Origin of the sequence: Streptomyces pinistramenti (genome assembly GCF_020564935.1) — a bacterium.
GTDB classification, from domain to species: Bacteria; Actinomycetota; Actinomycetes; order Streptomycetales; family Streptomycetaceae; genus Streptomyces; species Streptomyces pinistramenti.
In genome coordinates, this window is record NZ_JAJCXB010000003.1 from 188,017 (window position 1) to 200,470 (window position 12,454).

Below are 12,454 nucleotides of genomic sequence, written 5' to 3' on the forward strand. Positions count from 1 at the left end.
GGCGTCCGGCGGGTACGGCACGCATCGGGTGCCGTGCCCGCCGGGGGCGTCCGGGGGTGCTTTTCCGCCTGGCGGGTTGCCGACATCGTCCGACGACGTTCGCCGAAGGGCGGGAAAGGCCAAGATGGGGAGATGGGATTCCATGTCGACTCCGAGGCCGGGCGGCTGCGCCGCGTCATCCTGCACCGCCCCGATCTGGAGCTGAAGCGGCTGACGCCGACGAACAAGGACGCACTGCTCTTCGACGACGTGCTGTGGGTACGCAGGGCACGGGCGGAGCACGACGGATTCGCCGATGTGCTCCGGGACCGTGGGGTGGACGTCCACCTCTTCGGGGACCTGCTCACCGAGAGCCTGGAGATCCCGGCGGCGCGGGCGCTCGTCCTGGACCGGGTCTTCGACGAGAAGGAGTACGGCCCGCTGGCCACCGACCACCTGCGGGCGGCGTTCGACGAGCTGCCGGTGCCCGAGCTGGTCGAGGCGCTGGTCGGCGGCATGACCAAGCGGGAGTTCCTGGAGCGGTACCCGGAGCCCACGTCGGTCCGCTTCCACGTGATGGATCTGGACGACTTCCTGCTGGGGCCGCTGCCCAACCACCTCTTCACGCGGGACACCTCCGCCTGGGTCTACGACGGGGTGTCGATCAACGCCATGCGCTGGCCGGCCCGGCAGCGCGAGACGGTGCACTACGAGGCGATCTACCGGCACCACCCGCTGTTCCGGAACGAGGACTTCCACGTCTGGTCGGAGGGGCAGGCGGACTACCCGTCGACGATCGAGGGCGGCGACGTGCTGGTGCTCGGCAGCGGCGCGGTGCTGATCGGGATGAGCGAACGGACCACGCCGCAGGCCGTCGAGATGCTGGCGCGCGGGCTGTTCGCCGCCGGGTCGGCGCGCACCATCGTGGCGCTCGACATGCCCAAGCGCCGTGCCTTCATGCACCTGGACACGGTCATGACGATGATCGACGGCGATACGTTCACGCAGTACGCCGGTCTCGGCATGCTGCGCTCGTACACCATCGAACCGGGCTCGGGCGAGCAGGACCTCAAGGTCACCGATCACCCGCCGGAGCACATGCACCGGGCCATAGCGGCCGCCCTGGGCCTGGACGACATCCGCGTGCTGACCGCCACGCAGGACGTGCACGCGGCGGAGCGGGAGCAGTGGGACGACGGCTGCAACGTGCTGGCGGTGGAGCCGGGCGTGGTGGTGGCGTACGAGCGGAACGTCACCACGAACACGTTTCTGCGCAAGCGGGGCATCGAGGTGATCACGATCCCGGGCAGTGAGCTGGGGCGGGGTCGGGGCGGCCCGCGCTGTATGAGCTGTCCGGTGGTGCGGGACGCCGTGCCGGGCGCGTCGTGAGGCGGCCGCGGGGCCTGCGGAGCGGCGGAGCGGACCGTACCGTCGGTGCGGGCACGCGAACCCTCTGAATAGAGATGCGTATGTTCGTATATAGTTCCAGGATCCGATTCCCCGAACGCCGCGAACCAGGAGCCCACCCATGGCGATAGACCTCACCGGCCGCCACTTCCTCAAGGAGCTGGACTTCAGCGCCGAGGAATTCCGCCGACTGATCGACCTGGCGGCCGAGCTGAAGGCCGCCAAGCGCGCCGGTACCGAAATCGCGCGCCTGCGGGGCCGCAACATCGCCCTGATCTTCGAGAAGACCTCGACCCGCACCCGCTGCTCCTTCGAGGTCGCGGCCGCCGACCAGGGCGCGTCGACCACCTACCTCGACCCGTCCGGCTCGCAGATCGGGCACAAGGAGTCGGTCAAGGACACCGCCCGCGTCCTGGGCCGGATGTTCGACGGCATCGAGTTCCGCGGCAGCCGGCAGTCGGACGTCGAGGAACTGGCCGCGTACGCCGGTGTCCCCGTCTTCAACGGGCTCACCGACGACTGGCACCCCACCCAGATGCTGGCCGACGTGCTGACCATGGTCGAGCACGGCAACGGCCGCCCGCTGACCGACACCGCCCTCGCCTACCTCGGCGACGCCCGCAACAACATGGGCAACTCCTACCTCGTCACGGGCGCGCTCCTCGGCATGGACGTCCGGATCGCGGCGCCGCGGCAGCTGTGGCCCGACGAGGCGGTCGTCACCCGCGCCCGCGCGCTGGCCGAGGCGAGCGGCGCGCGGATCACCCTCACCGAGGATGTCACCGAGGGGGTGCGCGGCGCCGACTTCGTCACCACCGACGTGTGGGTCTCGATGGGCGAGCCCAAGGAGGTCTGGGACGAGCGGATCGGGCTGCTCGCCCCGTACGCCGTGACCATGGACGTGCTGCGTGCCACGGGCAAGCCGGACGTGAAGTTCCTGCACTGCCTGCCCGCCTACCACGACCTGGGGACCGCGGTCGGCCGGGAGATCCACGAGCGGCACGGCCTGACCTCACTCGAAGTCACCGACGAGGTCTTCGAGTCCGCCCACTCCGTCGTCTTCGACGAGGCGGAGAACCGTATGCACACCATCAAGGCGGTGCTGGTCGCCACGATGGCGGACCGGGGTGCGGCCCGTTAGCCGACGGCGGCCTGCGGGCGGTGGTTGTCGCGCACCGCGTCCAGGTAGGCGCCGATGGCGTCCCGGTTGCGGGTCAGGCACTGGATGCGGCTGGTCATCCGGTCCAGTTCGCACTCCAGCGTGGCGAGCATCTCCGGTGTCGCGTCGGAGAAGTGGATGACCTGCGGCTTGTCGAGGCAGGGGAGGATCTGCTTGATGAGCCGGGTGGGCAGCCCGGCGTCGAGCAGACCTCTGATCTGCACGACGCGGCCGACGGACGCCGTGTCGTACGTGCGGTAGCCGTTCGGGGTGCGGTCGGCGACGATCAGCCCCTGCTCCTCGTAGTAGCGCAGCAGCCGCCGGGGTGTGCCGGTGCGTTCCGACAGTTCTCCGATGCGCATGTGACCGCCCTCACGTTCGCTCGCGTTGACCTTCACATCAATGTGAAGGTTCGAGCATACGCGTATGCCGAACGATCTCACGCAACACACCGCTTCCCCCGTCGTCACCGAACCCCAACAAGGCCGGAAACTCCCGCTGTTGGCGCTCCTCGCGCTGTCCGCCGCGGTCTTCCTCACCAGCCTGACCGAGACGCTGCCCGCCGGCCTGCTCCCGGCGATGAGCGCAGGTCTGGGCGTCAGCGAGTCCGCCGCCGGCCAGACCGTGACCCTCTACGCCCTGGGCACCGCCCTCACCGCCATCCCGCTCACCGCGGCCACCGCAGGCCGGCGGCGCAAGCACCTGCTGCTCGCCGCGATGGCCGGATTCGGCGTGGCCAACACCGTCACCGCCCTCTCGTCCGACTACCTCCTGACCATGGCCGCACGGTTCGCCGCCGGGGTGGCGGCGGGTCTGGCCTGGGCACTGCTGGCCGGATACGCCCGCCGGATGGCGCCCGTCCACCTCCAGGGCAAGGCCCTCGCGATAGCCATGGCGGGCATTCCCCTCGCCCTGTCGCTCGGCGTGCCCGCCGGAACCTTCCTCGGCACGGCGCTCGGCTGGCAGGCCGCCTTCCTCGTCATGACCGCGCTCACCGTCGTCCTGCTCGGCTGGATCGCCGCCGCGGTCCCGGACTTCCCCGGGCAGCCGCGGGGTGGCCGGATCCCGGTGCTGCGGACCGCGCGCATCCCCGGCGTCGCGCCGGTCCTCTTCGTCACCCTGGTCTTCGTCCTGGCCCACACCGTCCTCTACACCTTCATCGCCACCTTCCTCCAGCGCCTCGGCATGGGGGATGCCGCCGATCGCGTCCTGCTGGTCTTCGGCGCCGCCTCGCTGGTGAGCATCTGGTTCACCGGCGCGCACCTCCACCGCCGGCTGCGGACCCTGGCCGTGGCCGCCACGCTGCTGTTCGCGGCGGCGGCCGGGCTGCTGGCGGTGGCGTCCGGCAGTCCCGCCGCGGTGTACCTCGCGGTGGTGCTGTGGGGCCTGGGCTGGGGCGGCGCCCCCACGCTGCTGCAGACGGCCGCGGGCGACGCGGCGGGGGAGTCGGCGGACGCGGCCCAGGCCATGCTCGTCACGCTGTGGAACGTGGCGATGGCCGGCGGCGGGGTCCTCGGCGGCATCCTCCTCGGCGTGCTCGGCGCCGCCTCCTTCCCCTGGAGCGTCCTCGTGCTCCTCGCCCCGGTGCTGATCGTGGTGCTCGCCGCCCGCGGCCACGGCTTTCCCGCCCGGCGGACGCCGTGAACGCGGCCCGGTGACCCGCGGCCTCCCGGGGGCGTACGCATACTCATACGTACAAATGGGCGATCATGCAGCCCAAGCGGTTACCATCGACCCGCTCACGGGGTTCGGGCCCACCGGTCCGGACCCCGAACCGCGTGCGGCCCACCCCCGCCGCACGCCCGCACCACCAGAGAAGAGATCCACCCCATGCGTCCGCCCCTGTCCCGCCACCGCACCGAAAAGGGGCCACGCGCACCTCTCGCCGGCCCGTCCGGGCTGCGGATCAAGTCGCCCGACGTCCTCGTCGCCGAATCCGGCGCCGACCTCGCGGGCCACGGCCTCAAGCGCAGCATGGGCCTCTTCCAGCTCGTCTGTTTCGGCATCGGCGCCATCGTCGGCACCGGCATCTTCGTCGGCCTCTCCGACACCGTCGCCGAGGCCGGCCCCGCCGTCATCGTCTCCTTCGGCCTCGCCGCCCTCACCTGCGTCTTCACCGCCTTCTCGTTCGCGGAACTCGGCGGCGCGATACCGGTGTCGGGCAGCTCGTACTCCTACGCGTACGCCACCCTCGGCGAGCGCACCGCCTTCCTCGTCGGCTGGTGTCTGCTGCTCGAATACGGCGTCTCGGTGTCGGCGGTCGCCGTCGGCTGGGGCCAGTACCTCAACGAACTCCTGGGCAGCCTGATCGGCTGGGAACTGCCCGCCGCGCTCTCCAGCCCGCCCGGTGACGGCGGCATCGTCAACATCCCGGCCGTGGTCGTCCTGCTGCTCGCCGCGCTGCTGCTGGTCCGCGGCGTCCGCGAGAGCGCCCGCGCCACCGCCGCCATGGCCGTGCTGAAGATCGGGATCCTGATCCTGTTCTGCGTGATCGCCCTCACCGCGTTCCGCGACGGCAACCTCGCCCCCTTCGCCCCCGAAGGCGTCGCCGGCATCACCTCCGGCGCCTCGGTCGCCTTCTTCTCGTACATCGGCTTCGACGCGATCACCACGGCCGGCGAAGAGGTCAAGAACCCGCGCCGCAACATCCCCGTCGCGATCATGATCTGCATCGGCGTGGTCACCGTCCTGTACTGCCTGGTCGCGGTCAGCGCCATCGGCGCGCTCTCCTCCGACCAGGTCGCCGACCGGCCCGCCGCCCTCTCGCTGATCGTCAACCGGGTCACCGATTCGGCCTTCGGCGGCGGCGTGATCGCCTTCGGCGCCGTCGTCGCCATCGCCTCCGTCGTCCTCGCCGTCATGTACGGGCAGACCCGGATCCTGATGTCGATGTCGCGGGACGGCCTGATCCCGCGGGTCTTCGAGCGGATCTCGCCCCGTACGTCCACCCCCGTCGCCAACACCTGGATCGTGGCGGTCGTCTTCGCCGTCCCGGCGGCCGTCGTCCCGCTGGACGTGGTGATGAACCTCACGACCATCGGCACGCTGGCGATCATGGCCGTGGTCAACATCAGCGTGATGGTGCTCCGCCGTACCCGCCCCGACCTGCCGCGCCGCTTCCGGGTGCCGCTCTTCCCGCTCAGCCCGGTCCTCGGCATCGGCTTCTGCCTCTACCTCATCTACGGAACCGGCCCCGCGACGTGGCTCCAGTTCGCCGGCTTCCTGGTCGTCGGGGCGCTGATCTACGCAGGCTACGGACGGCGCCACTCACGCCTGAAGGCCGCGGAACAGCCGGTGGACGAGCCGGCGGAGGAGCCGGTGGCGGCGCGGGAGGCGTGAGCGGGGCGGCGGGCCGCCCCCTTTGCGCCCCACGCACGGCGCGGGAACTCAGGCGACGATCTCCAACGGGCGGCCCCGCGGCTCCAGATGACTCAGCCCGTCCGCCGTGGCGAGCCCCGGCAGCGCGTGCCGCCACAGCTGCGTGACCCGCTCCGGCAGGTCGTCGCGGTCGGTCTCCGCCTGCGAAAGCAGCTGGACGCCCATGTACGCGGCGACCAGCAGCTCGGCCGCCGCCTCGGGCGAGACGCCGGGCAGCAGCTCGCCGTTCTCCTTGGCGCCGACGAACATCCCCGTGAGGATGTCGGTCCACGCCTGATACGGCACCAGCGGTTCGTCGCTGAACGTCGTCTCCACCGCGATACGGGCACCGGCCTGTAACAACGCGTCGTCCCGCAGCGCCAGCGCCACTTGGTGGGTGAAGTCGATGGCGTCCTGTAAGCGGGACGCGGTGACCTTCAGGAGGAACGGTTCGGTCTGTTCCTCGATCACCGCGCGTGCCAGCGCGTGCTTGGAGGTGAAGTGGAAATACAGCGCCCCCTTGGTGACCCCGGCGCGCCGGATGATCTCCGCCATCGTCGCGGCGGCGTACCCGCGCGCCTTGATGACCTCGGCCGCGGCCGTGAGGACGGCTCGCCGCGTGCGTAACGCGCGTTCCTGTGTGACCACCGATGGTCCTCCGCATGCTCTCGTGGGGCGGCCGCGTTCCTGCGCGGCCCGCCGGACGGTCCGTACGGGCCACCGCCGGTACGGTCAGCCGCCGGCCGGTGCGCCGGCCGGGGCCGGGATGCCGGCGGGGGCGGCCGGCAGCAGCGACCATACGTCGGCCAGCGCCGCCTCGTCCCACCATGCCTGGTCCTCGCAGCCGAGATGCAGCAGGCCCACCACGACCGAGGTCAACAGCTGTGCTGTGCGCCGCGGTTCGGTTTCCGAACGCGAAGCCCCGGCCACCCCGCCGGTCATCGCCTTGTCGAGGAAGAGCGCGTACCAGCGCCGCTCCAGGGCGGTGATGTCGAGCCCCGGCGCCGTCTCGGGACGCAGCCGCAGCCCGGCGCGCAGCACGGCGTCGGATCCCACCCGGCGGAAGAGGTCGGCGGCGAACTCCCGTACCGCGGCGCCGAGCGGCAGCGGTGACCGGATGAAGCCCTCCTCGACCTGCTGCAGCGTGGCGACGGCGGAGTCGCGCACCGCGAGGGTCAGGTCGTCCTTCGACGTGAAGTGGAAGTAGAGCGCGCCCTTGCTCAGCCGGGCCCGCCGGCTGATTTCGACCATGCCGGCCGCGGGCACTCCCTTCTCCAGAAAGGTCTCTGCGGCCGAGCGGATGAGCGCCTGGCGGCTCTGGATGGCGCGATGCTGCGTGGGCACGGTGTCCGTCCCGTCTCTAGTACGGCTGGGCAAGCTGTGTGCAGTCTACAGAGAAAACCAACCATGCGGTTCTGTATGGCTCTTGGGATTGGCTGGTAAGTGATGCGTCGCGTCGCATACTGTTCGATCGCCTGCCCGTTCGGCCTACCGTCGATGCGTGGGACGCACCCGTCGGAGGGCCTACTGGCGGGTCGGGTGCGGGAGAACGCCTGCTGAGGAGGGGGTGCATTGACAAACAGCGCAGGCGGTTTTTAAATCTGCGAAGGCGGTAAACGGGATGTTCCCCTTCCGTTGCAGCCGCCACGACGGTCGCGCACCGCCTTTGGACAGCGCTGCGCCACGGAGAGACCGCCTCTGCCGTCAGCTGTCGTCGACCACGGGCCGCCCGAACCAGCCGGGTGCGCTCCGCTCTCCAGCCACTGCACCCATCGGAATCCGGAAAGGTCTCCAGCCATGCGCGTATCAGCGGAAGTCGGCGAACGTCCTGTGAGAGGCGCACGGGGCGCCGGCAGCGAGACCATCAAGGCGGCCGTCTTCGATCTGGACGGCACCTTGGCCAATACGCGTCCGGCGATCAGCAAACTGCTCGTCAAGGTGGCGGCGGAGCAGGGCTGCCCGGTGACCCCGCGGCAGGCTGCCGCGGCCGTCGGCAAGCCGCCGGGGCAGGCGTTCGGACGGCTGCTCGGCAAGCCCGAGGACGACGGCCGGGTGCTCGCCGCCATCGGCCGCTACCGTGAACTGTTCGCCTACGACGTCCTCTGCCAGGGCCCGCAGTTGCTGTTCCCGGGTGTAACGGCCGGGCTGTCCGCGCTGCGTGCCCACGGCGTCGAACTGGCCGTCGCCACGTCCAAGACCACCCGCGGCGCCGAGTCGCTCCTGGATGTCATGGGCATCCGCGAGCTGGTCGGCCCGGTCATCGGGCAGGACATGGTGCGGCGCGGCAAGCCGCACCCGGAGATGGTGCTGCGGGCCGCCGGCCGGCTGGGCGTCGCCGCCGGGGAGAGCGCGTACGTGGGCGACACCGTGGGGGACATGCGGATGGCGGTGACCGCGCGGATGGAGGCGGTCGCCGTCACCTACGGCGCCGGTACCTTCGGCGAGTTGGCCGCGGTCGCCGGTACCCGGATGTGCAGCTCGTTCAAGGACGTGGTGTCGGTCATCGCCGCCTGCCGCCCGCGGCAGACCGCCGGGGTGGCGGCGCAGCGGCGCCGTCGCTGAGGGCGGCACAGGACCTGAGGGGCTGCCGGAAGCGTGCTTCCGGGCCCTGACGGGGCATCGGCGCCGGGGGGCGCCTGCCTGGCGGCGGTACCGGGGGGTGCCGACGCCGTGGGGAAAGAAAGAGGGGCTGCCGGAGGGGGGTGGCCCCGGGGGAAGCACCCGCAGGGGGCGGGTGCAGGAGGGGGCCCGTCGGGGGGCGGGCAGATGAGGGACGTCCCGGGGGATCCGGATCCGCTGCCGTACCGAGAGGCGGCTGTGCCGCACCTCCGCACGCCGTCCGCGGTGCGGCACGGCAGCGGATTCCCGGTCGGACCGGGCGCCCGCCGCCCGCAGTTGACCCTGCGGGCGGAGACCGCCGCGCGGGCCCTGGCCGGCCCTCCATGAGGAGGGGAGAGGGCGGGCCGGGGCTCCGCGCATGGCGGCGGCATCACAGGGAATTCGGTCGGCCGGCCCTCACATGTTCGCCTTCCAGGCCTGGCCGAGCTTGCACCGGCCCGACTGCGGCTGGTTGCTGCCGCCGGTGATGAAGGTGCCCGAGACCTGCGTCGAACGGGTCTCGTGCGCGGGGACGCGGAGCTGTGAGATCGGCGCGGAGCCGAAGGCGGACCCGGTCTGATCGGTGAACTCCACCGTGCCGTTGTAGGTCGCCGCGCTCACGGAATTGCCGTTGGTCACCCGGATCCTGGCGCTCAGCTTGCCGCCCGCGACGTCGACCTTGCAGTCGCTGACGGAGATGTCCGACTCCGGTGAGGTGGTCGCGGCGGCCGTCGGCGAACTGCCGCTGGTTCCGCTGCCGGTGGTGCTTCCCGAGCTGCGGTAGCCGCCGCTGGTGCTGCTGTTGGAGTCGTGGTGGCCGCAGCCCCCGCCGTGCGAATGGCGGGCGCCGGTCAGTGTGACGATCACGAACCCGGCCACGGCAACTGCACGAACATGACGACGGTTCACGTCGATATCCCCCGATGATGACGATCTGGTGGTGAAGCCCTGCGGTGACGAACGGTGCGCGCGTGGCACACCGCGGTCACTTGACGAGTGCGCGTCAGGCTAGCAAGCGGCGGCGCGGACACCGAACGCGAAGCGGTGCCTGCCCGCGACGAGTGCGGGGCGTGCGGGCGTGGAGCCGACGGGCGATTGTCAGTGGGGGGTGTCAGGCTGATTCCAGAGGGGTTCCGTGAAGGGAATGGCCATGATCACTACCGATTTCATCCCCGGCTCGCCCTGCTGGCTCGACCTGAGCGCCCCCGACGTCGCGGCCGCGGCGGCCTTCTACGGCAAGGTGTTCGGCTGGCGCACCGAGCCGTTCGGCGACCAGCCTCCCGGCGGCTACACCGTCTGCCGCCTCGACGAAAAGATCGTCGGCGCGATCGGCCCGCTCGCCGAGGACGGTGACCGGCCGGCCTGGACCGTCTACTTCCACACCGCCGACGCGGACTCCACGGCCAGGTCCGTCGAACAGGCCGGCGGCACGGTCCGAAGCGCACCCGTCGCGGTCGGCAGGAACGACGGCAGGCACGCCCAGCTCACCGACCCGCAGGGCGGGAAATTTGCCGTCTGGGAGCCCGCGGCCTACCCCGGATTCGAGGTGGCGGACGGGGCGGGCAGCCTGGGCTGGATCGAGCTGTTCACCCCCGAATCGGCCGCCGCGCAGCGCTTCTACGGCACGGTGTTCGGCTGGACCACCCGGGACGTGCCGCTGCCCGGTGGCGGTGGCACGTACACCCTGCTGATACCCCGTGGCGGCGGCGAGGAGCGGATGCACGGCGGCATCATGGAGATACCGGCCACCTCGCTGACCCACACCGACGGACAGGCGTACTGGCACCCGGTGTTCGGCTCCGCCGACTGCGATGCGACCATCGCCGCCCTCACGTCCCACGGCGGCACCCTGCGCATGGGCCCCGAGGATGCCGAAGGTATAGGCCGCCTCGCCGTATGCGCCGACCCGGCCGGCGCCGAGTTCGTCGTCCTCACGCCTGCTGCGGCGTGAGCGCGGCAGGGGAACCGCGGAGCGCCGTACCGCCGGCGGGCCGCCCGTGCCGGGGTGCATCGGCTCTCAAGTCCCGCCTGCCGGCGGCTCTTTGGCATCCGAAGCGTCCTGCGATCACCGCTGCCGCGACCAGCCGTTACGGGAGAGCTCTCAGCCGGCTGCGATGGGGGGTTACTTGAGCGCGTGACTGCGAAAGCTCGGCTGCCGACGGAGCTGGTCCGCCGGTACGGCGAGGGCGAGCCGGGGGAGCGTCGCAGCAGGGTGCCCAGTGCCGTCTGGATCTGCAGCCGGGCGAGTGGAGCTCCAAGGCAGTAGCGGACGCCGTATCCCAGTGCCGGGTGGGCCTTGTCCGTGCGGTGGATGTCGAAGCGGTCCGGCTCGGGCTAGCGCTGCCCGTCGCGGTGAGCGGTGGCGATGCACCGCATCACGGTGTCGCCCGTAGGGATCCTGGTGCCGCCGATGACGATGTCCTCGGTCGGGAAGCGTCGGACAGCCATCTGGTCGGGATGCGCGTAGCGCAGGATCTCCTCCACCGCGTCCGGCAGCAGCGCTGGATACCTGCCGGTCTTCTGGGAGCAGTTGGCGGATCCCGAACTGCAGCGGATGGCGGCGGTGACCAGGAAGTATCACCACGACCGCGGCCACTTCGACCAGCACTGGGCCAAGGTGCGGTCCGACCCGGCAGTGCTCCTGCGTACCGTTCCCGCCGACGGCGTAGTAGCAGGACATGCCGCGGCGTTCGGTTCGCCCTTCGAGCGGGAGGTCACCTATGTCGTGGCGCGGTCTCACCGGGGTCGGGGCAGCGCCCCAGGCGCTCGCCGAGCTGATCGAGCTGGAGAGCGCCCGCCCGCTGCACGCCGAGGCCCCTGCTGACAACGCCGGTTCCCTTCGCGTACTGAAGAAGTGCGGCTTCGTCGTGACCGGGCGCAGTAGTTGCTTCGCGCAGGCTCGGGGGCAGGAGATCGCTTGCGTGCACTTGACGTCGAGCTGAGCGAGACGGCCCGCGCAGGCTGCGCACCCGGCCGGTGCGAGGTCGTGCAGGCGAGCGGTGCCGGGCCTGGCGGTGGACCCTGTTCTCGGCCTCCGGCTCCGGGATCAGATGCGGCTGACCTCGCCGTTTGCGGTGCGGGATGGGGGAGCCGGGGCCCTGATGGCTGCCGTTGGCGATGGCCGGGGCATTACGGCAGGCACGGCTCGGCACGGTACGGCGGACGCCGGGGACGAGGCGCAGTCCGACCTGGTGAGCGCGCAGCAAGTAGCCGGGGGAGGTCGCGCGGGCCTTCGACGTCTTCGTGGCGATGACCCGGGCCTGTGACGTGGGTCCGCTACCGCCAGCAGAACTCGGGCTGAGTTTCAGGGACGTTGACGGGGGCCGGGGTATCATCCCCGGCCCCCCGTTGTGCATGTCTGGGGCGGTCGTCGTGGCAGCAGGGGTAAGCGGCACGGCCCGGATTCGGCCGGGTGGCGGGTGTGCGGTGACTGTGGCCCGCTCCGGATGTTTTGTTGGTGTGCTGAGGGAATCACCTGATGCCTCGTCCCGCCCGCCGCATCACCGGTTCTCCTGGCGTCACCAGGTCAATTACCGTTGGCTTCACCGAAGTTGTTGACGGTGGAATCGTTGACTGTCAGCATGGCGGAACTGAAGTGAAAGTCAGTGCACTGATTACACTTCATCTCCCGCTACGCGTGGGGCGAAGTCTGGACCGACGACACGCTCTCCCGCCGAGAGCGCAGCCTGATCACCATGACGGCGCTGGTGGCCGGGGGCCACCGCGACGAACTGGCCCTGCACATCCGGGCGGCGCGGCGCAACGGCCTGACGCCGGAGGAGATCGGCGCAGTGCTGCTGCAGACCGCCGTCTACTGCGGTGTACCGGCGGCCAACTCCGCGTTTGCCGTGGCCCAGCGGGTCCTGGAGGAGGACACCACCGGCCGGTGACGGCTGCCGGGCGGCCGGTTCCGCCCGGCGGTCACCGCGAGTAGCGGCTCAGCAGACCCGGGGA

General features: G+C 71.1%; 12 protein-coding genes and 1 pseudogene. 8 read left to right on the forward strand and 5 right to left on the reverse strand.

The window, feature by feature from the left end:
* Positions 1-132 precede the first annotated feature (132 nt).
* A complete protein-coding gene (locus LIU39_RS03790) occupies positions 133-1,368 on the forward strand; it encodes an arginine deiminase (RefSeq protein WP_227044523.1) in 1,236 nt (411 codons plus the stop codon).
* Positions 1,369-1,507: 139 nt separating this feature from the next.
* Positions 1,508-2,527 carry an ornithine carbamoyltransferase gene (gene argF / locus LIU39_RS03795; RefSeq protein WP_227044525.1) on the forward strand — a complete coding sequence of 340 codons (1,020 nt, stop codon included), beginning with the start codon at positions 1,508-1,510 and terminating at the stop codon, positions 2,525-2,527.
* Here argF and LIU39_RS03800 read toward each other — a convergent pair.
* On the reverse strand, positions 2,524-2,907 hold the full coding sequence (locus tag LIU39_RS03800) for a MerR family transcriptional regulator (protein WP_227044526.1): 384 nt from the start codon (positions 2,905-2,907) through the stop codon (positions 2,524-2,526). The two genes, argF and LIU39_RS03800, sit on opposite strands and share 4 nt — an antisense overlap.
* Before the next feature lie 64 nt (positions 2,908-2,971).
* Here LIU39_RS03800 and LIU39_RS03805 point away from each other — a divergent pair, with 64 nt between their 5' ends.
* Together LIU39_RS03805 and LIU39_RS03810 are read left to right on the forward strand one after the other, a co-directional pair.
* The gene (locus tag LIU39_RS03805; protein ID WP_227044528.1) at positions 2,972-4,189 is read left to right on the forward strand and encodes an MFS transporter; all 1,218 of its coding nucleotides are present in this window, start codon (positions 2,972-2,974) and stop codon (positions 4,187-4,189) included.
* A 186-nt stretch (positions 4,190-4,375) separates the two neighbouring features.
* Positions 4,376-5,884, forward strand: coding sequence for an amino acid permease (locus tag LIU39_RS03810; protein WP_227044531.1), 1,509 nt, complete (start codon positions 4,376-4,378; stop codon positions 5,882-5,884).
* Positions 5,885-5,932: 48 nt separating this feature from the next.
* Here the strand turns inward: LIU39_RS03810 and LIU39_RS03815 are convergent, their stop codons facing one another.
* Both LIU39_RS03815 and LIU39_RS03820 read right to left on the reverse strand, forming a co-directional pair.
* The gene (locus LIU39_RS03815) at positions 5,933-6,550 is read right to left on the reverse strand and encodes a ScbR family autoregulator-binding transcription factor (RefSeq protein ID WP_227044534.1); all 618 of its coding nucleotides are present in this window, start codon (positions 6,548-6,550) and stop codon (positions 5,933-5,935) included.
* Positions 6,551-6,634: 84 nt separating this feature from the next.
* Positions 6,635-7,246, reverse strand: a complete 612-nt coding sequence (locus tag LIU39_RS03820) for a TetR family transcriptional regulator (RefSeq protein WP_227044536.1) — start codon at positions 7,244-7,246, stop codon at positions 6,635-6,637.
* Between the two features lie 453 nt (positions 7,247-7,699).
* Here LIU39_RS03820 and LIU39_RS03825 point away from each other — a divergent pair, with 453 nt between their 5' ends.
* Positions 7,700-8,464: an HAD family hydrolase gene (locus tag LIU39_RS03825; protein WP_227044537.1), complete on the forward strand. Its 765-nt coding sequence runs from the start codon at positions 7,700-7,702 to the stop codon at positions 8,462-8,464.
* Positions 8,465-8,917: 453 nt separating this feature from the next.
* Here the strand turns inward: LIU39_RS03825 and LIU39_RS03830 are convergent, their stop codons facing one another.
* The gene (locus LIU39_RS03830; RefSeq protein WP_227044539.1) at positions 8,918-9,409 is read right to left on the reverse strand and encodes a hypothetical protein; all 492 of its coding nucleotides are present in this window, start codon (positions 9,407-9,409) and stop codon (positions 8,918-8,920) included.
* 241 nt (positions 9,410-9,650) lie between these two features.
* Here LIU39_RS03830 and LIU39_RS03835 point away from each other — a divergent pair, with 241 nt between their 5' ends.
* Positions 9,651-10,451 (forward strand): VOC family protein, encoded by an 801-nt coding sequence (locus LIU39_RS03835; protein WP_227044541.1) that lies wholly within the window; start codon positions 9,651-9,653, stop codon positions 10,449-10,451.
* Positions 10,452-10,834: 383 nt separating this feature from the next.
* Here the strand turns inward: LIU39_RS03835 and LIU39_RS03840 are convergent, their stop codons facing one another.
* Entirely contained in the window at positions 10,835-10,948 is a 114-nt protein-coding gene (locus LIU39_RS03840; RefSeq protein ID WP_264482339.1) for a cytochrome P450, read from the reverse strand.
* Between the two features lie 272 nt (positions 10,949-11,220).
* Here LIU39_RS03840 and LIU39_RS35175 point away from each other — a divergent pair, with 272 nt between their 5' ends.
* Together LIU39_RS35175 and LIU39_RS03855 are read left to right on the forward strand one after the other, a co-directional pair.
* Positions 11,221-11,442: a GNAT family N-acetyltransferase gene (locus LIU39_RS35175; RefSeq protein WP_308409342.1), complete on the forward strand. Its 222-nt coding sequence runs from the start codon at positions 11,221-11,223 to the stop codon at positions 11,440-11,442.
* Positions 11,443-12,120: 678 nt separating this feature from the next.
* Positions 12,121-12,390 (forward strand): annotated as a pseudogene (locus LIU39_RS03855) (carboxymuconolactone decarboxylase family protein); the annotation flags it as partial.
* Positions 12,391-12,454: the final 64 nt, after the last annotated feature.